This window comes from Bacillus jepli, assembly GCF_047238305.1.
Taxonomy (GTDB): Bacteria; Bacillota; Bacilli; order Bacillales; family Bacillaceae_L; genus Ferdinandcohnia.
On sequence record NZ_JBDFMO010000001.1, the window covers coordinates 4391927 to 4412970 of the forward strand.

At 35.8% G+C, this 21044-nt stretch carries 15 protein-coding genes; 1 reads left to right on the forward strand and 14 read right to left on the reverse strand.

Annotation, left to right across the window (positions count from 1 at the left end; translation table 11 throughout):
• Positions 1 to 6: 6 nt before the first annotated feature.
• From ABC371_RS22370 to ABC371_RS22400, 7 genes are all read right to left on the reverse strand, one after another.
• Positions 7 to 3384: a hypothetical protein gene (locus ABC371_RS22370; RefSeq protein ID WP_412898823.1), complete on the reverse strand. Its 3378-nt coding sequence runs from the start codon at positions 3382 to 3384 to the stop codon at positions 7 to 9.
• Position 3385: 1 nt separating this feature from the next.
• On the reverse strand, positions 3386 to 4759 hold the full coding sequence (locus ABC371_RS22375; RefSeq protein WP_412898824.1) for a site-specific integrase: 1374 nt from the start codon (positions 4757 to 4759) through the stop codon (positions 3386 to 3388).
• Between the two features lie 44 nt (positions 4760 to 4803).
• Positions 4804 to 5655: an HD domain-containing protein gene (locus ABC371_RS22380; protein ID WP_412898825.1), complete on the reverse strand. Its 852-nt coding sequence runs from the start codon at positions 5653 to 5655 to the stop codon at positions 4804 to 4806.
• 67 nt (positions 5656 to 5722) lie between these two features.
• Positions 5723 to 8740, reverse strand: coding sequence for an AAA family ATPase (locus ABC371_RS22385; RefSeq protein WP_412898826.1), 3018 nt, complete (start codon positions 8738 to 8740; stop codon positions 5723 to 5725).
• A gap of 4 nt (positions 8741 to 8744) precedes the next feature.
• A complete protein-coding gene (locus ABC371_RS22390) occupies positions 8745 to 9977 on the reverse strand; it encodes a metallophosphoesterase family protein (RefSeq protein ID WP_412898827.1) in 1233 nt (410 codons plus the stop codon).
• Positions 9978 to 10124: 147 nt separating this feature from the next.
• On the reverse strand, positions 10125 to 11378 hold the full coding sequence (locus tag ABC371_RS22395; RefSeq protein WP_412898828.1) for an ABC transporter permease: 1254 nt from the start codon (positions 11376 to 11378) through the stop codon (positions 10125 to 10127).
• Complete coding sequence (locus tag ABC371_RS22400; protein WP_412898829.1) at positions 11371 to 12270, reverse strand: ABC transporter ATP-binding protein; 900 nt, start codon at positions 12268 to 12270, stop codon at positions 11371 to 11373. Before ABC371_RS22400 ends, ABC371_RS22395 begins: the two co-directional genes overlap by 8 nt.
• A gap of 155 nt (positions 12271 to 12425) precedes the next feature.
• On the opposite strand from ABC371_RS22400, the gene ABC371_RS22405 reads away from it, so the two are divergent.
• Positions 12426 to 12608, forward strand: coding sequence for a YhzD family protein (locus ABC371_RS22405; protein WP_412898830.1), 183 nt, complete (start codon positions 12426 to 12428; stop codon positions 12606 to 12608).
• Positions 12609 to 12677: 69 nt separating this feature from the next.
• On the opposite strand, the gene ABC371_RS22410 is transcribed toward ABC371_RS22405, so the two are convergent.
• From ABC371_RS22410 to ABC371_RS22440, 7 genes are all read right to left on the reverse strand, one after another.
• Positions 12678 to 13466 carry an enoyl-CoA hydratase gene (locus ABC371_RS22410; RefSeq protein ID WP_412898831.1) on the reverse strand — a complete coding sequence of 263 codons (789 nt, stop codon included), beginning with the start codon at positions 13464 to 13466 and terminating at the stop codon, positions 12678 to 12680.
• Between the two features lie 109 nt (positions 13467 to 13575).
• Positions 13576 to 15195: a long-chain fatty acid--CoA ligase gene (locus tag ABC371_RS22415; RefSeq protein WP_412899423.1), complete on the reverse strand. Its 1620-nt coding sequence runs from the start codon at positions 15193 to 15195 to the stop codon at positions 13576 to 13578.
• A gap of 33 nt (positions 15196 to 15228) precedes the next feature.
• Complete coding sequence (locus ABC371_RS22420) at positions 15229 to 16368, reverse strand: acyl-CoA dehydrogenase family protein (RefSeq protein ID WP_412898832.1); 1140 nt, start codon at positions 16366 to 16368, stop codon at positions 15229 to 15231.
• A 208-nt stretch (positions 16369 to 16576) separates the two neighbouring features.
• A complete protein-coding gene (locus ABC371_RS22425) occupies positions 16577 to 18091 on the reverse strand; it encodes a coproporphyrinogen III oxidase (RefSeq protein WP_412898833.1) in 1515 nt (504 codons plus the stop codon).
• Between the two features lie 262 nt (positions 18092 to 18353).
• Positions 18354 to 19217: a Cof-type HAD-IIB family hydrolase gene (locus ABC371_RS22430; RefSeq protein ID WP_412898834.1), complete on the reverse strand. Its 864-nt coding sequence runs from the start codon at positions 19215 to 19217 to the stop codon at positions 18354 to 18356.
• A gap of 138 nt (positions 19218 to 19355) precedes the next feature.
• Entirely contained in the window at positions 19356 to 19709 is a 354-nt protein-coding gene (locus ABC371_RS22435) for a YlbF/YmcA family competence regulator (RefSeq protein ID WP_412898835.1), read from the reverse strand.
• Between the two features lie 146 nt (positions 19710 to 19855).
• Positions 19856 to 20989: a DUF445 domain-containing protein gene (locus tag ABC371_RS22440; RefSeq protein WP_412898836.1), complete on the reverse strand. Its 1134-nt coding sequence runs from the start codon at positions 20987 to 20989 to the stop codon at positions 19856 to 19858.
• Positions 20990 to 21044 lie beyond the last annotated feature (55 nt).

Sequence of the window (21044 nt, forward strand, 5' to 3'; positions counted from 1 at the left end):
CCTATTCTAATTCTTTATTAGAACCTTATTATAACTAACAAATTGTTGCCATTCTTCTGGTAAGTTACTTAACAGCATTCTCCACTTTTCTTTGTCTAATTTTAAAAACTCGTACACAACTTCTCCATATTTAAGCCCAGCCCTTTTAAATAATTTTAGACGGCCAGCAAAGTTAATTAAAAATCTTTCCTTATCTCCTTTGTATTTAAGTGTTGAAAACTCATTTAAAATAAACTCGAAATCATTCCATAACTGCCTTGAAAGCTCAGATATAGCATAAAAATGAGGTATTGAATAATGGCATCCTCCTAGACAGTTTCTACCCGGATAAGGACAATTAACATGTCCAATTAGGCATTGAACATCTTTTTGTTTACTAGGTAATTGCATAAAAAGTATTTCTTCATATTTTTGTTGGATCTCTTGTGAGTCCATTTCTAAAATGATCTCTTTTAATATTTCTTCATCATTAGTAGAAGTTAAAAGAAAGTTTGCCAATGCCTCAAGTTTAAATATATCTCCGAAAGAATCTATAAGATCATTATTTAGTTTCGTCTTTTCTTCAAGGGATGTTGTTTCTCCAAATAAAATATTGGTAAAAGTATCTGCAATAAATCCAAAATGATCATTTCTAGAGAAAAGTTGTGAAGTAAGAAAGTTAATTTCCTCCTGAGTAAAGAGTAAATAAATATTTGTAGTTTCAATATTCTTATGTCCTCGAAATTGTTTAAGAATTTCTAATTCGTGAGGCCCATTTTCCTCCTTTGAAATAGTAAGTGTGAATGAGTATAATGTTCGGTTCATTTTTAATGTTTCAAACGATACATTGCTTTTAAAAGCTTTAAAAAAACTGTCCTTTGGCTTATTTTTAAATCTATTATCTGAGGTCATAAAATTAATTATAGATTGATCATTATCATTCAATAATCTTGTCCTTATTTCACAAAGAGTAATAGCATATGCAAAAGCCATTAGCAATTTATCGGGAATAAATAGATATCTGTCCAAATTATTCTTAGAAAATTTATAGGTTTTAATTTGAAGCCTTCGTAATAGCCTTTCAGCATCTGGTTTACTAATTTTATTATTCTCAATCCATTCAATTGTCGGTTCTATTGATGTATCTTTAAATGATACTCTAGGAAAATTAGTATAGTCAGGCGTTCTCCAAATATTTGTTAAATGAAGAATAACGAATAACCATGCGGAATCATAACGATCATAAACATTATTAATATTCTTTTTTTCTTCATTTGCTTGCACTGCCATTTTAATACTTTCTATGGCTTTTCTTTTATGCAAACTAACATTTTTGGGAATTGAAATGTACTCAAAAAAACCCCTATACTCTTTAGGGGAATACAAATCTTTTGTTATCCTCTTCTGTTCACGATCATATGGATTATTTAATTGAGTTATTTTAAATGTTACCTTATTTTGCATTTTTTGAGACAAATGAATGGCTTGAAGAAAACTAAATAAATATTTTTGTAAATGTAATGAAACAATCTTATTGAAGAATAAAAAATTAAGTTCTTTGGAGCTACAATTAAATATTTCTTTAGTTAATGAAGAACTTAATTCTTTTGTTAAGGTCACAATAATATTTATCCTCTGCATTTTGTCATCATAGTTATGAGGGTTCCATTTTTTAGATTTGGCTTTTACATATATATCCCAAAGATGCTCCGTTTCACATAAGCTTTTTGGGAAAGTCAAATTATCCATTTGTAGACGGTGTTGGACATTATCATAAATTGTGCCAACATCTGTATAATAATGTTGATTATATTTAATATTTTCATATATCTCTTTAACTGAACTTTTTAAGTAAACAATTCTTTTATTTATATAATTATCATGACTTGCTACTAAGACGGGAATTTTAATTTTTCTAATATCATATCCGTCGGGATCATAATTAAATTTTTCTAAAACCTCATTACGTGTATACCACTTATCCTGTAATATCTTTAGTAATTTTTCCTGCTGTTCCTTTAGTTTAATTACCCTTTCTTTGCGATAAAGGGTTAAATTATTTGAAATCTTCTTTTCTACTTGTATTAGTCCTTTATCAAGCATTTGGTTTAATCTCTTTGTAGTTATGTTTAAATAACTCATTATTTGTTTCCTGTTTAAAAACTTAGCATTTTCTAAATCCCTTTTTAATTTTTCTTCCTCTGATATTCTTTCATTTTTGTTTTCTATTAATTGATGAATATCTAACTTACTTACAAACATCATATCTAACTTTGAAGTAACTTTAATTATTTCAATTCCCTTAGATTTTAAAAATTTTAGAAATTCACTACTACTTTTCCGTCCCAGTATTTCCATTGCTTGGTTCAGCTTGTAGTGGGTATTTAAAAAGATCTCTACACTCTCTTTTCTAAAAAACCTCTTAATATTTTCATATTTCTTCTCACTATTAAAAATAAGTGGATAATTCAATTGCACATATTCAAATTTGCCCTGCTCTGCAAGTTCAATTAATTTCGAAATTCCATTTGATCTTAGTGTATCTCTTGATGATTTCGAACCAAATAATTCCCAAACCTCTAAATCTATTAAATGCCCTTTAAGGAATGTTTTCTCCCAAGCTTCTTGTTTTTGTCGAAAGTTTATTAATTGTGATTTATTGTAATAAACTTTGTTATTTATTATTTTGGTTTCTACATTCATAACACCAAGTTCAAGAAGTAATTTTAATTTTTTATTTAACCCAAGTAAAATTTTCACTTGAGTTTTATTTAAAAATTCAGGCAAATCAGTATGTATTGTTTTCTCTCTTACCTCTTCATTTGACAGCTTATTTTCTCCGTTTCTAACTAACTGTTCTACATCTTTCCTTTTTGCAAAGGTCATATCATACTTTTTAGAAAGCTTTACAATTGGTATATTTTTACTCACTAAGATTTTTAATGTGTATCCAAGATCTTTTTTCTCCATTAAATTCATAGCTTCATTTAGTTTTATATAATCATATAAAAATTTCTCTACACTTGCCTTCCTAAAAAACCGTTTTATATTTTTATATTTGTTATCTCTAATTGAAAGAAGTTGGTAATTTAACTCAACCATTTCTATAAGACCTTGTTCAGACATTGAAATTAATCTTTTAATTCCAGAAGTTCGTAAAGTATCCTTGTTAGCACTTGACCCAAGTACTTCCCAAACTTCAAGATCAATTAAATGTTCTTTTAGGAATTTTTTCTCCCACTCTATATGTTTTAATAATTTCTCTAGCTCAACATACTTCACACTATTAATGTCAACAATCTCCAGAATACCATGTTTTTCTATAGTTTCGATCCCATTCCACCGAACTCCCAATTGGTAATAAGGACTGTTTTTGTTGCATAGTTCATTAATTTTAACCAACATTTTAATAATCTCTCCACCTGCTCATAACCTTATTGTATAACTCAATATTTTGGTCACGCTTTAATGAATAATTTGAATCCATTTCATCTTCTTGATCTTGAGTGCCACCATATTTCTTTGCTATTTTGTCCATCATTTCCTTAACTTTTTTTCTTGTTATCCTTCTTTCTAAATAACTAATAGCTGACAAAAAACTCCTATCCCCACGTGAATCTCTAATTTCCTCAATCCCCAAACCTTGATCTATTAAAAAATTGGTAAACACTGCTCTACCAATATGAGTACTCCAAGGTAAGGATTCAAGGAATTCGAGATCCTCATAATATCTTTCTTCTCTCAATCTATCTAAGAATTTCTCCTTAACACGTTTGAACTTATTTGCATAGTTTGGTCCACTTATCGGTACACCTGTTCTATATGATACAAATAATGAATCTTCGATCTTCAACTTTTTTTTCAGTTTTAAATCTTCCAATTTGGTCATATGGGCCTCATACAATTGTTTGAGTAGAGTTGAATAAATAATATATTGAATCCTTGGCCTTTTTACTTGATTGTATTTGTTATTAATCAGGTTAGGAAATAACTGTTTTTGACGATCATCTATATCAACAAAAAATGATCTGTTATCGGTTCCTCTATATCCTTTTGGCTTTAACGCACTCACTGTAAGATTTACAACCCCACCTACACGTAATCCCCCAAAGAACTGAAAGTATATTCCTAATGCTATTTCAGGTGCTTCCATCTTTGCTATTTCAATTAATAACTTTACCAAGTCATATCTGTTTTCTCCAAAATCCTTTAAAGTTGTCATGTTAGCATCTTGCTTTTTATTTGGCCTCTCTATATCCAAAACAGAATCTCCAAATGGGGATATTAATATTTCATCCCCTTTTTTATTAGAAGTTTTTATTATCTTGGGATCTTGATCAATTAAGTCCTGTTCTTTTAAAAAGTTATAGAATCTTGTAAGGGTAGTTTCCCAATATGATATAGTCTGTGAATTTCTCCCCAAATATGTCCCGTATGTTATAAAATCTGCACCGTGTTGTAGCTCTAATGCCCTTATTCCTTTTTCCTCTAACAGACTGTATCCCTCGATTTCTTCATCCTCAATCTGTGTATATATGTAGTTTAGAAACTTGCTAATTATTCTTGCAGCCCTAAGTTGAGTACTTGGCTCTAACTGTTTATTTTTATAGCACTTAATAATGAAATTAGAAATAGGATGTGGAAGAATATGTTCAGTTAGATTATTTTTTAAACCAATTAGCACTATATTGCTACTTTCTAATTTTCCTCCTACCCTATCACTTTCAACTATTACTTCCCTTGGTAGCCATTTAAATTTTTCATCAAGAGGTATATACACTTTAGCCCCCCCATAACTTTCCAATTATTACATTTAATTATATCTCACATTTCATTACGTGAGCAAACAAAAAAACCCTTATATATAAGGGTTCTAAACGTACTTTTATATGTATCTATCATTTTTCTTCTCACTCGCATATAGATAAGGCTTAGAATAATATGTTGAAGTATGGTCACTTCTTCTCCTTCGATACCAAGCTCTTTTGCCGCCTGTCCTACTTCATTCACCATAATGGATATATGCCCTAATAAATTTCCTTCAATAGTGTATGTTGTTGAAATAGGACCCGATAGCTCTGTCACTTTACCTAAGTCATGTAAAATAATTCCTGCATATAATAGATCCGTATCAAGAGAAGGATAGAGGGTGGCAATCGCCTTTGCTAAATCGAGCATTGAGACAACATGATAGGCTAAGCCAGACACGAATTCATGATGATTTTTAGTTGCAGCTGGATATTCATAAAAGGCCGCTTGATGTTTTTTCAACAGATGTCTCGTAATTCTCTGGATATTTGAATTCTTCATTTCAAAAATGTATTGTGTAATTTTTGAAGCCATTTCATCCTGTGGCACTGGTGCAACTTCAAGGAAATCTGAAATTGTAACCCCGTCTAAATCCGTTACAGGACGAATATTTCGGATTTTCAATTGGTTTCGACCACGATAACTATTAATTTCCCCTGCAAGTCTTACAATTTTTTGAGCTGCATAGTTAACCTCATCTTCAGGTGTTGCATCCCAAAGCTTTGCTTCGATTTCCCCGCTTTTATCTTGAAATAGTAGAGTTAAGAATGGTTTTCCATTACTTGCAATACCTTTTGTTGACGATTTAATAAATAAAAATACATCAACCTGCTGTCCAACATCATAATGAACAATGCCTTTTACCATAAATTCTCCCCCTGCTTGTCATTTTCATCTAAAATTTCCCCAATGGAAATCTTTATTTCTATCAAAATTATAGCACACTTTTATGGTTGTCCCTGATTACTTCAGTACCTAATTTGATAGGTTCAACTCCTGTAAATTCTTCCATGACATGTTGATGGCATGTAAATAAAAGAACCTGATTGTCCTGTGATAGCTCATTGATTAAGTGAATAGCACTTGAAAGTCGATTTGAATCAAAATTTACAAAACTATCATCAATTATAAAAGGAAAGGATTGATTTGGATGCATCGTACTCGCAAGTGAAAATCGAAGCGCAATATATAATTGCTCTGATGTTGCCTGGCTGAGTTCATTTGGTTTAAAACGAAGACCGTTTTCATCCTCAACAATAAAACCATCTATATCATTATCCAGATAGATTTTTTTGTATCTTTTCTCTGTTAATATTGAAAAATAATGCTCCGCCTTTTCAATAACCTTAGGAAGCCGTAATTTACGATATTGATCAATTGTTTTAGATAGAATATCCTTAGCTACGGCAAGAGTTGCCCATTTTTTCGCATGTTCCTTGACCATTGATTTACTTGCCTCATAGGAATGTAGAAACTCTGCATAGGTTCCACCTTCTTCAAGTTCTTGCACACGATGATGAATAGCAGACAACTGCCGTTGCGCCTCTTTTTCAAGCATGTGAAGTTGGCTGGTTTCAGCTGACAGTTCTTCAACTCGTTTTTTATAATTTGTATCTACATTACAACAGTGGACTAACTCTCCAAACCGTTCGAGCTGAGATTTAAGAATGTTCATTCGTTCCTTTATTTCCTTAGCCTGATCATTTACTTGTCCCTTTGCCCGAAAATTTTCTTCGTTTGACACTTCAGCCATATCCCACAAAACACGACATTCCTTTTGAAGGTGGTCCAATTCTAAAGTAAGCTCGGATATCTGGTCATTTGTATCCTTTAATTTTGTTTCAATCTGTAAAAGGTGTTCATGCTTTCTTTTTTCTTCCTGTAATTGGATTGCCAATTGATCGATCTTGATTGAATCCTGGTCAAGAATTTGTAACTGTTTTGCCACAACATTTATTTTTTGATGGAAGCTAGAAATTTCTTTTTGAAGTTCATCTTTTTGTTCTAATAACTTTCTTTTACTTAAAACCTTGTCCCGAATTGCTTCGAGGATTTGAAAAGCATCCATTAATCGTTCATTTGTTATTTGTTGCGGAAGTCCGTATTTGTTCTTTATGTTAGAAGCTTTTTCATCAATCGAAAATCCTACTTTCTCCCATTCTTCAAACTCCGCAAGTACCTTTTCATAAGCACGTTCATTTTGATGTAGAGTAACCTTTTCAATTTCAATTTGCTGTTTAACCTGCTGATCTTGGAGAAGCCTTGCCGTATTATCCTCATTATTTAATGGATTGTAGTTTTTAAGCTTTTCTTGGACAGCATTCAGCTTTTTCAATAGACTTTCTCGATCATCCTTAAGCGCAGGAATGATGGAGGAAGACATCTGCGAGGTGACCGTTTTTCCGATAGGTAGCATGAGAAGAGCTAAAATAGTTAAAATTCCACCCGTTAGCCATTCTTGTGAGATATAAAAATAGACCGCTGAGAGAAGGAGCACTACACCAATTCCATAGAATATACGAGTTAGCTTCGTCTTACTCTCAGCTTCTTTAACTGTCACTCTTTGAATTTGTTGATTGATTCTATTTACCTCATCTTCAATTAAGCTTTTTTCTTTCGCCAGGCTATCGATCTCTGTAAATTGTTTCTTCTTATTCTCTAGGACCTCTCTTTCCTCATCAGATAGGATACGCTGATTAAGTTCCTTAAGTTTATGTTCACTATTTTCTAATTCATCCTTTGCTTTAGAAAAGTGATCATCTAGGAATTGCTTCTGCTGTTTATGACGCGCTGTCTCGGAAACAATTTCTGAAAACAAATCCTTTGCTGCTATACTTAGGTCGAGTTCCTGAACTTTGTCTTCTGACATCGCTAAATTGAGTCTACTTTTTAGTTGTTTCGTTTCTTCTTCAATTTGTTGGAGTTCTTTCGATACGAGCTGTAACCTGTTTTGTTTTTCAAAAAACAGGCTCTTATGTTCGACTAATTCTACGATTTGCTGTTCATTCTCAAGATATTGTGTGGACACTTGAATTGAGCTTTTTTCCTTGTCCAATTCAATTGACTTTGTTTGTAACGTCTTTAATTGTGCTTCATATGGTTTAATCAGCGCCTGCAGTTGTTCAAAACGCTTCGATCCATCCTCTGGGTAGGGCTCAAACACAGGTAAACCCGTCAAATGATATTCTAAGGTTTGATATTCATCTACTATCGGCTGAATCGATTGCAGTTTTTCCGACTCCCGAATTTTGTCCCTTAGGAATTGTTTTTTTGCCTCTAGGTTACTTAATTCATTTTCAATTCGCTGCTGTTCTTCTAGCAATCCTTCGTATTCATTGTTTTTTTCTTGCCACTTCGAAACTTTTGCATATTCCTCCTTTAGCCGATGTAATTCCATATTAAGAGGAGGATTCTTCCCTTTTGGTTTATATAGAAGATCCATTTCTTTTGTTAGTTTATTTTGTAATTCAAGCAAGGCGTCTGTTCCAACTGTTCCAGCTGAAAATAGAAATCTTCCAACATCCTCACTTTTTAGGCTATGTACACCTTGAAGCCCATGGATATTGAAAGAATATACATTCTGGTAAAGGTTTTTATCCATTCCCTGGAAGAGTTCAGAAATAAAATCCTCTCCTTTGACCGTTCCATCCGGTAAATAGACGGATACATCCCCTGCCGCTTTACCAGGGAGTCTTTCAATCATAACCGTTCCATGTTCATCGGTTTGAAGCAATAGCTTTCCCCCATATTTTGATCCGTTTTTCGGAATATAGCGTTGTTCATTTTGTTGTTTTGTTGGAAATCCAAATAAAATGCTATGAATAAAAGACATAAGCGTCGATTTTCCGGCTTCATTTTGACCATAAAAAACTTGAAGAGTAGGTGATAAATTTCCGATTTCTACATTTTCCAGTTTTCCATATCCATAAATCTGAATGCCAATAATTCTCATATCATCACCTCCTGTTTGAGTGGTACAGTTCCCGAAGAATAAAATTTTCGGCGTCCTGAAGTACTTCCTGTAGTTCTTCACTTGTAAAATTGTCGACATACCTGCGAAAGCTTTGGTGGTTTCGTAAAGGTAGTAGTGCTTGATTGAAATCCTGATAGGTCTCCATGTTTTCTAACAAATCACCAATGAAATGAGAATCCTGCCTTAATTTTTCTCGATCAATTTCAAGTCGTGTGTGTTGTTTTACTTCCACTACATAAACAACGTTCTTTCCTGTTATATCATCGTTTAAAAGTGATACTAGATCTTCTTGCATTCCTTTTTCTTGAAGGCGATCATGAAGTGGTCCTGTTCCTGTGTACTCAATCGTTAAAAATAAACCTTGATTTTCTTTCCGAAGAGTATCTATATGGGCGAATGTTTGATCTACAAGTTGGTCAAAACTGGAAACCTCTGAAATATCGATGGTCGTATCCTCCCAGATAAGGTCTGAGGTTGGAAAAAATAGGTACTCCGCTCCAGTTTTCGAAAGGCTTACAAGATAACCGCCTTTTTCGCCTGTTTCTTTTTTATGTCTTCCTTGGATATTGCCGGGATAGATAATTAGTGGGTCCTCGGAAAGGATCTCCCGAGTGTGAATATGTCCAAGAGCCCAATAATCAAAACCTTTTTGCTGGAGTTCCGAAAGTAGAAATGGCGCATAGCGGCTATGAGCACTTTCCCCTTCTCTACTTCCATGTAAGATACCTATATGAAATGGTGCATCTTCTCTTTTTTCATAGGAAGAGGTTTTGTTTTCAAGCACAGCTCTCTTTGTATAACTAAAACCGTAGATGTTCGCAAGTGTTTCCCCATTTTTTATAAAAGGCTTTACTTCGACATTTTCATTTTGAAACAAATGGACATTACTTGGCCATTCAAAATGTGGCCAGTTTCCGCCAAGATGGTCGTGATTTCCATGGATGATAAAGGCTTCAATATTATGTTCCTGTAGACGCTCCATTTCCTTTCGAAATCGGGACTGCGCCCGAAGACTTCTGTCTTCTCCGTCAAATAAATCACCAGCAATCACGACGAAATCTACGTTTTTCTCAATCGCAATGTTGATTAATCTTGTCAAGGATGTAAAGGTACTTTCTTGCACACGCCTAAATAGTTCTGATGGTAGGTTTGCTAACCCAGAAAACGGACTGTCCAAATGCAAATCCGCGATATGTAAAAAAGTGATCGTATTCATTTCAACGCTCCCTTTGTTCTATTGTCTTTATTTTACCACCACCAAGATGCGAATGCACGTTCTTATTTTATGAACTTTTCATATAAAAAACGAGGGGAAATATCCCCTCGTTTTAGTTCGGAGCCAGAAGAACCGTCCCTCTGGTCCTTATTTATCATTTTTTGTTAGTTGCAGGGCTTTCTTAATGTCTTTGAAGGAGGATGATTTGCCGTACATGAGGACTCCTCCACGGTAGACTCGTGCTCCGAAAATGGCTAATAATGTGATGGTGAGCACTAGGATTCCGATTGATAATGCGATTTCCCAAGCTGGCAGTGTTAGCATTCCAACTCGAAGGAACATGATCATTGGTGCAAAAAACGGAATAAATGAGGTAATCGTAATCACGGATGATTCCGGTTTTGTTAGACCAAACATCGCAATCATAAAAGCAGCTACAATCAATAAGGTCATTGGGGTGATCATTTGTTGAACATCTTCAATACGACTTACCAATGAACCTAAAAAGGCAGCAAGTGTTGCAAATAGGAAATATCCTAAAATAAAGAAGACTCCAGCGTAAACAAAGGTTGAAATCGGCAGGTCACCAAAGCCAAACACTTCAAAAAATCCGCCTTCCATTCCACCCATGCTTTGCTTTAAGGAACCGTACCCAACCGCCAAAATAACTGCAAATTGAGTTAAGCTTAGAAGGGCAATCCCCAGAATTTTCCCGAACATTTGCTTAATCGGAGAAACACTTGAAATGAGTATTTCCATCACACGGGAAGATTTTTCAGTCGCAACCTCCATCGCAATCATATTTGCGTACATGATGACTGCAAAGTAGATGACAAATAAAAGGACATAAACTAATCCTCGTGCTTGATTAAGTTCTTCCTCAGATTTTGCATTTTCTTCAAGTGCTTGTTTTTTAAATTGAACAGGCGCATATAGCTCATTGATCTGCTCAGGCGATAATCCTGCTTTTGTCGTTGCGATTGTCACCTTCAATTGCTGAAGAGCTTGTTCAAGTTGCCCAGTAATTTCTGAGTCAGTAATTGATGGAGCTTTATAGATTCCTTGAGGAAGTCCATCAGGCGTCTCTGTCAATAGGAGATAACCTGTAATTTCTTCAGATGCTACCAGCTCTTTTGCTTCCGCCTCAGTTCCGTCCATTTTTTCTATAATAACGTCACTCGTCATAGGTGTTAACGTCTGTTCATACGCCTGATAGAGTTCGTTTGACTCCGTTAAAACCGCAACATGACTTGTTTCATCTTTATCGAATTTCTCAATGATCGTTTGAATGTTAGCAAGACCAAAAATAATGAGCGCCGTTATTAACGTAGTAATAATAAAAGATTTCGTTTTTAATTTACTCACATATGTGTGAAAAAGAATAATCCAAAACTTACTCATACGAAGCACCTACCTTCTCGATAAAAATATCATTTAAGGAAGGCTCTTCCAATACAAACTTTCGAACAAAACCTCTTCCTGTAATTGAAGCAAGGATTTTTTGTGAAATCTCTTCACTTTCAACTTGTAAATGAAGTCCCTCCGCTGTTTCCTTTGCCTTTGTAACGCCTGCTAATGTTTTCAAATGACTAATATCGAAATCAGCATGTACAATAACGTTTTTCTTTCCAAAGGAACGCTTGATTTCCTTTAATGACCCATGGACTACTGGTTTTCCATGGTGCATGATGCATAAATGCTCACATAATTCCTCAACGTGCTCCATACGGTGACTGGAAAACACAATTGATGTTCCAGCATTTTTCAAATCTACAACCGCTTCCTTTAAAATCTCAACATTAACTGGGTCGAGTCCACTAAAGGGCTCATCAAGAATCAGAAGCTTTGGCTTATGAATGACAGAAGCGATAAATTGGATTTTTTGCTGGTTTCCTTTTGAAAGTTCCTCAACCTTTTTGGTTGCATACTCAGGAACCTTAAATCGCTCTAGCCAATAATCAATTTGTTTTAAAATATCTTGCTTCTGCATTCCACGCAGACGTGCTAAATAGACAAGCTGATCACGTACCTTCATTTTCGGGTATAGACCTCTCTCTTCTGGCAGGTAACCAATCATATGGCTTGTATCATAATTAATTTTCTTCCCATCCCAACTTATTCGTCCTTCACTGACATCCAATAATCCTAAGATCATCCGGAATGTTGTCGTCTTTCCAGCACCATTCGCACCTAAAAATCCGAACATTTCGCTCTCTGGAATTTCAATTGACAAATCGTCAACGGCAGTGAAGCTACCGAATCGTTTCGTCACATGTTCTAGTTGTAATGCCATCTATACTCCTCCTTTTCCAGTAGTATCTACGATTATGTAGGAAAAAAGTTTCATCAAATAATCATACCATAATTGTTTTCTTATTATTTGTTGCATGAAAATTAGCAATCTACTACACTTTACATATCAGAATTTTTGCAAAAGGGGAATCTTACATGAATTATGTGTTAACTGTGTTTGATAAAACGGGAGAAAAATTACTTGAAGAAACATTTGAAGCGGCTACTGAAAAAGAAGCGAAGGAAACGGGAGAAAAGATCCTTAAAGAAAAAAATTATTTAGAAACCACCCATCGGTGCACAAGCTCCGCTGGTAAATTAGTGTTATTCCATCGTTAGTCAGGTTTTCCAGGTAGGGTGCCTTTTTAATAAAGAAAGCCCCGCTGATCTTTCAGCGGGACTTCTTTATTATTCACCAGTAAACATTGGTTTTCTTTTTTCTAAAAAAGCTTGAATGCCTTCGCGGTGGTCCTTTGTATTTCTCATTGCTTGCTGACCTTGTTTTTCTAATTCTAGTATTTTTTCAAGCTCTGGCAAGTGCATTTGATTGTATATGGATTTGGTTTGAATCATGGCTAGTATTGGTCTCTTTTTCCACTTTTTCACCTTATGAATCACAGCTGTTTGCAATTCTTCCTCTGCAACCTCATCAATTAACCCAATATGCAAAGCTTCCCCAGGTGACAATTGCTTTCCTTCCCAAATCACATGTTTAGCTTTTGCTTCACCAAGTCTTTTTTCAAGGAAGAAATGTGCGCCTCCATCTGGAATCAGACCAATACGGATGAAATTCATGGCTATACTTGAAAGTCGATCAGCAATAACATAGTCAGCTCCTAATGCAAAGCTTAACCCAAGCCCTGCTGCTGGTCCATGGATTGCACTGATAACGAGTTTAGGTAATAAGTAAAGTGTTTTCATGATTTCAGAAATAAGTTCCATCACATGCTCAAAAGCATCATCATCTGTAGAACTTAACATTGTTTTTATATCTCCGCCAGCCGAAAACGCGCGTCCACTTCCTGCTAAAACAAGGATATCCAGTTCATCATTAGCAGCTACAGCCTTTAAACTATGTAAAATCTCATTTAACATATCAAAATCCATTGAATTTAATGCATCTGGGCGATTAAGAGTAAGGTATGCTACTCGCTCTTCCATATGTAGAAATACTTTTTCAACTTGTTCAGTTGCCATTAATATGCCCCCTTAGATGGTGTTTCTCCTATTATACAATTATATCAATATAAAAGAAACCGTTTTCAAAAATTAAACCATCCAAAGTTTCTTGGATGGCCTTGAGTTATTATTTCACTTGTGATAAATGCTCTTTCAGTTGGTCCCTAAGAGCTCTCTTTAAGAACTTTCCTACCGATGTTTTCGGAATTTCATCCATAAAGATAATATCATCTGGTAACCACCATTTTGCAAATTGGGGCTTTAGAAACTCGTATAGTTCTTCTTTCGTTGTGTGCTCTTTTGCGGCATCCTTTAACACAACACATGCCACCGGCCGTTCTTGCCATCTTTCATGGGGAACTGCGATAACCGCCGCTTCAAATACAGCATCATGGGCCATAAGTGCATTTTCAATATCGACAGAGGAAATCCATTCCCCGCCGCTCTTGATTAAATCTTTTGTTCTGTCAACAATCTTCACAACGCCTTCTTCATCGACTGTTACAACATCCCCAGTATAGAGCCATCCATCACGAAATGCTTCATTTGTTCGTTCATCCTTGTAATATTCATCGGCAATCCAATTTCCTCTTAATAAAAGCTCTCCCATTTCTTTTCCATCATTGGCAACCTCCCCGTTTGCTCCAACGATTTTCATTTCTACTAACGGTACGAGAGACCCTTGTTTTGAGCGAATCTCTAATTTCTCTTCTTCAGGCAAATCATTTTGGTAGCTTTTTAGACGTGATAAAACAACAAGAGGTGTGGTTTCTGTCATCCCATATGCATGGATAAACGGGATTTTATATTTTGATTCAAATGCTTTAATGAGCCCTTTTGGTGCGGCCGAACCACCACATAGGATGCGGGTCAAGCTGCTCGTGTCGTAATTTCCTTGCTCTAATTCATTAAGAAGTCCAAGCCAGATTGTAGGAACTCCAGCAGTCATTGTTACCTTCTCGGAGTCAATTAATTCAGCTAAAATTTTCGGGGTGAAATATGGTCCTGGCATCACAAGTGTTGTTCCAAACCACACCGAAGCAAATGGCAAGCCCCAGGCATTTACATGGAACATCGGAACAACCGGCATCGCAATATCACTTTCGGATAAGCCAGCGTTATCTGCGAGACCGAGTGCCATACTATGCAACACGACTCCACGGTGAGAATAAACAACCCCTTTTGGATTTCCAGTTGTTGCAGATGTATAACACATTCCAACTGGATCATTTTCATCTAAATCTTTCTTAAACTCAAAGGAAGGGTCTCCTTCACTAATAAGTTTTTCATAATGAAAAAGAGGCTCTAGGCTTGATTCTGGAAGTTCGTCTTTATCTGTCATAAGGACATAAGCTTCAACCGTTTTTAATTGGTCCTTTACTTTTTCTAATAAAGGCAGCAAGTCTTCATCAAAAAGTAAAACCTTGTCCTCGCCATGATTGATAATATAGACAATATGAGCAGGCGAAAGACGAATATTAATGGTATGCAAGACTGCGCCAATACCAGGTATAGCAAAATATGCTTCAAGATGTCGATGATGATTCCATGCTAGTGTTCCAACACGCTCTCCTTTCTTCACACCTATTTTTTCTAGGGAGCTTGATAATCTTCTAGTGCGCTCGCCTATTTCCTTATACGTATGGGTTACAATTCCAGATGAAGTTCTCGATATAACAGTTTTCTTTGGAAAATATCTTTCTGCGCGCTCGAGCATTGAAGAAACTAGCAATGGTATAATCATCATCATACATTCCCCCACTTTAATATATTTTTGAAATTATAGCCCCATATTTTTTACAATGATGGTTTTCATAATTTCATTTGTACCCGCATAAATGGCCGATACCGGCGTGTCCCGATATCTTCTTGCAATCTCGTACTCTTCCATATATCCATAACCACCATGAAGATGCATACATTCAGCTGCAACCTTTTTTGCCATATCCGTTAACCACCACTTTGCCATTGAAACCTTTGTCACCACATCCTTTCCAGCAATATGTTGTTCAATTAAATCATCTAAAAATGTTCTGCCAATCTCAATTTCAGTCGCCATTTCGGCAAGTCTAAATTGAATATGTTGAAATTTACTAATCGATTTACCGAATGCTTCACGATCTTTTACATATTTCAAGGTTAGCTTTAGCATTGTCTCCGCTGCAATTTGGGCTGATATTGCAACAATCAGACGTTCCTGCTGCAGCTTTTCCATCAAATAATAAAAACCCTTTCCTTCCATTCCAATGAGGTTCTCAACAGGAACTTTTACATCTTCAAAAATAAGTTCTGCCGTATCTTGGGCATGAAGCCCGACCTTATCAAGCTTTCTCCCTCTTGAAAATCCAGGTGTATCCCTTTCGACTACTAACAAACTAATTCCTTTATGTTTTGCTTTTGGATCTGTTTTACACACTACAACGACCAAATCGGCGTGAATGCCGTTGGTGATAAATGTTTTCTGACCATTGACAATATAATGGTCACCTTTCTTTATAGCAGTTGTTTTAATCCCCGCTAAATCAGACCCAGCACCCGGCTCTGTCATGGCAATCGCTGTTATGATTTCACCTGAAATACATTTTGACAGCCATTTTTGCTTTTGGTCTTCTGTTCCATATTCATGTAAATAAGGAACCACAATGTCACTATGAAGACCAATCCCAATCATACTTGACCCCACTCGTTCAAGCTCTTCATTTATAACAACTGAATAGGCAAAATCAGTGTTAAAACCTCCATACCTTTCATCGACCCACGGGCATAGGAAACCATTCTCTCCCATTTTTGTCCAAAAGGACCTTGGAATCATCCTGTTCTTTTCCCAATCGTCATAAAAGGGGAAGGCTTCTTTTTCAAGGAACTTCCGAAAAGCGTTTCGAAAAATATGATGCTCTTCTTGCAAATAACGTGTAGTCATCGCTATCCCTCCTAATTTAGGGGTTTACTCATAATAGTGGGTAAAAATCTTAATAGGTACTCGAAGTCTTATAAGGTAGCAACGCAAGGTAAGCGTTTACATTTTATAAAAAGGAGTTTGTTAATCTTTATGAGGTCCAATACATGATTAATTCCTCATTAAAGTGAAAAATCCTCTTTTTCATCAAAAAAAGTAGAGGTATAGTTTCCTATACCCCTTTAGCCACTCCAAATAGCTCGTCTAAAATTGTGATTTTCTTATTCGTATATTCCATAAAATTGTCATTGTAGGATTTTGGATCCTTTGGGTTTGCAAACTGCGTAATTTTTCCTGTTACTGGGTCCACAAATTTACTTGCTGCACCACAACCTAGGCCAATGATCGTTTGCATTTCTTCCATGATCATAATATTATAGATGCTCTCTTGACCTGGAATTGAATAGCCAACATTTTCTAGGTTACCAAGAATGTTTTTCATTCGATATAAATAGTAAGGTACATAGCCATGTTCCTTTGTCCATGTAGAAGCATTGTTCATCATCTCTGTAATTTCTTCACGACCTGCAACCTTATATTTATTCTTGTTTCGTGTCATTTCGGATGCACGCTTAAAAGATAATGTATGGACAGTTAATGACTCCGGCATCAGCTTTTCTGTTTCAGAAAGTGTATAGTTGAACTCTTCCACTCCTTCACCAGGCAGACCAATGATTAAGTCCATATTAATATTATTCATTCCCATGTTTCTTGCGAGATGGAATTTTTCAATGGTTTCTTCCACTGTGTGGTGACGGCCAATCGCTTTTAATGTTTCTTGAATATAGGACTGTGGATTAATACTAATTCTATCAATATTCCACTTTTTAAGTACGTCGAGTTTATCTGGTGTAATCGTGTCAGGACGTCCCGCTTCAACCGTGATTTCACGAATGTGTTGAACATCTGGGAAGGACTGATACATTTCTTCATAAAGCATGTCCATCTCTTCAGCTGTAATACTTGTTGGGGTTCCACCACCGTAATAAACGGTAGTTATTTTTATATTATTCTCTTTTAACCAACGCCCTATTTCGCGCATCTCATAATGGAGACCACCAAGGAAAGAATTCACTGAACCTTGTCTACCATTGATTGCATACGCTGGGAATGTGCAATAGGCACATTTAGTTGGACAGAAAGGAATCCCAATATAAATACTCACTTCATTTTGTAGTTGATATAGATCTGGAACCATCGTGAGTTGACGGTCCACGATTTGCCGCATTAATTCGATTTTTTCATCGGTAATTAAATAATCTTCTTTTAATTGTTTGTGAGCCGTCTCCGGTGTCACACCTTCTTGAATTTTTTTGTGTAACAGCTTGGTGGGGCGTACACCGGTAAGCATTCCCCATGGCTGAGTTATACCTGTGGAATCTTGCATTACCATGACATAGACATGTGAGACTGCTTGTTTAATCTTTTTAAAAAGCTCTTTTTCATTCTCAAATGGAGGAAATTCTTTACTATAGTTTCCCTCGTAATCATTACCAGACTTCAGATCAATAAGTTTTGCTTTTGAGGTAATAAAAGGATTGTTATATTCATATTGAAAATCTACTAATAGATCAGGATTTTCTAGTTCTGTAATGGAAATTTCACTTTCCTCGAAAAATAAGTTTGTGATCAGCTGAAGTGGACGAATAAATCGCTCATCCTCAAGCCCCTTGAACAAAATACGCATAGTTTGCCTCACCTTTTCAAAAAATTAGCTCCTATTAGTGTACAGAATGTACGTTTTTTAATCAATATGAGAATATTGGTTGGATGTTGAGTTGGACAGTAGTTGGCATTCATGCTCTATCGGCGATAATCTCGTTCTATCGATGTTATACGGATTCTATCGGCGTTAATTTATTTCTATCGACGATAATCCATTTCTATCGACGTTAGCCGTTTTACCTATATAAAAACCCCCACAATCTGTGGAGGTGTTCAAAACAACTTTATTTTTCAACCTTAATCTGTTTTAAAAACTCAATTCTTTGCTGCTTTCGGAAATGCTCTTTGATCATGTAGGAGACACCATTCATATTATTCGAACGCGTTACCCAGTCAGCTGCAAATTTAACTTCCTTCGGGGCATTCCACATCGCTACCCCTAACCCAGCGGATTGAATCATTTCAATATCATCACTTGAATCACCAATGACGACTGTTTCATGTAATGGTATTTCTAGATGATTGGCTAAAACTTTTAATCCATTAAGCTTAGAAACTCCTAATGGTGTGATTTCTAGCTTATGTGGTTCGGTTAAATCGACTTGGATATCCTGGAAGTGTTCATTGATCGTTTCCTTGATCGTTCCCAATTCATCCTCACTTTGTGAATAGACCTCAATTTTAGGTGGTGCAACAGGATTGTCTGTTAAATAGTCACCAAGTGAATCGACGAACTGCATAGGATAAAAAAGTGGATCGCCTGAGCCAAACATCGCTTTTGCGATAAGGTTACCAGGAAATCTAATCCGGTTACCAATCGAAAATTTTTCATGTTGGAGGCGAATACTACACTTAAAGTTTTCTAATACTTGGACAATGTTAAAAGTCTTCTCTTCAGATATCCGTTTTACATAAAGGGGATCGTCTAGATTTGTGCTAATGAACCCTCCATTATGCGTAATTAAAAATGAGTCAAGCTTTAAAGCTTTGGCTATTTTTTTCGTCGATGCGAAATGACGCCTTGTTACAAGAGTCACATAAACTTCCTTTGCTCGAACATAATCTATAGCTTCTTTAGTTCCACTTTGTAGCCGACCATTCGAACGCAGTAATGTTCCATCAACATTTATTGCAAGTAACCTATACATATGCAGGTCCTCCTTCTCGGTGTTGCTGTCCCTATATTTATGGTTATGAAAAAATGAAGTTGATTAGAACATTAGCTTTCACATGAACGAACGAAAACAAAAAGAACCCCCGCCAATTCGCGTAGGGTTCATTAAGCCTTATTGTTGCATGCTGCCATATATTTCTTCAAGTGGTTTTAACATGATTTGATTTAGTTCTCCGATGACAACGCTCATGCGTTGCTCAGCTTCCATAAGTCTTGCAATAGTAGGATGCTGTTGAACAAGCGCTACTTGTCGTTGAGCTTGCTCTACTTCTGCTTGTGAGATATCTTCACCCATCATTTGTTTTTGCTGAAGGGATAATTGTATGTTTCGGAAGCTTTCAAACAATTTCTTTGCACCTGGGTCATTGTTGACTTGATCGTATAATTGCTTTAGCTGTTTAAACTCATCGCTCTCACGAATTGCCTTTTCAACACCATATGCAACATCATATAAATTTACACCCATTTTACCTACCTCCTTTTCCAGTTTTACTGCGAGGAAAATGGTTCTTTTCCACTATAACAAACATTCCCAACTAATTCATCTCTATCTGTAAAATCAGGGTACTATTTATTCATATTCTTCATCACCCATTTTGCCAATACCTATTGTTAAAAAAACTGGGCAATGATCCCTTGAAAAATACCAATCATTCCACCAAGCAGTGCTCCTAGATACGTAATCATTTTAAATTCACGTTTTGATATCCCTAACACCATTTCCTCCAAACGCTCCACAGAAAACGTTCCAACCTGGTCTCTAACAATTTCCTCTAGCTTGAGGCTTTTCATCAAATTATCAATGCGGTTTACCACAAATTCGCCCGACATTTCAATTCCTTTAGGAACAAAAGTCTCGAGGATTCGGTCTTTATATGGTCGTAATACCACATTTGCAGGGGTTGCAAGATATTTCTTAACAGGGAAGATGTGTAGTGTCTGTTCCTTTAAGAAGGTAAGAATTTTTTCTGAACCCACTTGTTCGATTACTTTATTAACCTCCAAAGCCTTCACCTTATTCCACTCTTTTTCAATTAATGATTGTAAAAGCTCATTTGTTCCTGGGCTTCTTAGGAATCTTATGATTTCTGGTTGGATTTTATCAATTAAGCTTGTGTTTCCTAGAAACATTTGCACCATATTCCCAAGCATCCCTCGGGTGGAAAGAAAATCATCGATCATTCTTTTTAGACGAAGTTTTCCTTCTTCACTTTCAAAATACTCGACGCCTTTTACCGTGATATATTCCACTACTTCTGGAAACTTTAATTCTATTTTTGAAAGAAGCGATTCCGGAATGACATGACCGATTTCCCTTGTGCCCATCTCATCTAAAAGATTCACATATTTCTTTTCAACCAAGGTAATTAACTTTTCCTCTGCCACTTCATCAAGATTATGTATTCCTAGATGTTTCGCAAGCTCGTTAAAATTTTTATCTGTGTCAAGGAGTTTGCCAACCTCTTCCTTCGCCCAGCCTTCGATTGTACGGACAAAGCTTTCGTCCTTTAATTTTTTCTTTAGGCTTTCAGGTGTTAAAAGATGTTCTACTACGGTTCTTCCCATCTGTCTTGCAAGCTCATCCCTTCGTTTCGGAATTAATCCTGGTGTAAATGGAACTCGCTTTTTACCAATGTAGATGGCATTATATGGTCGAAACAACATTTTGATTGCCAGAGAATTCGTTACTCCCCCAATAATGGCTCCAATCACCATCATAAATACGATCATTAAAAATACATTCATACAATCACCTTCTATAATTGAACTTTATTAAGTAACAGTTTTACTTATTTTTTCA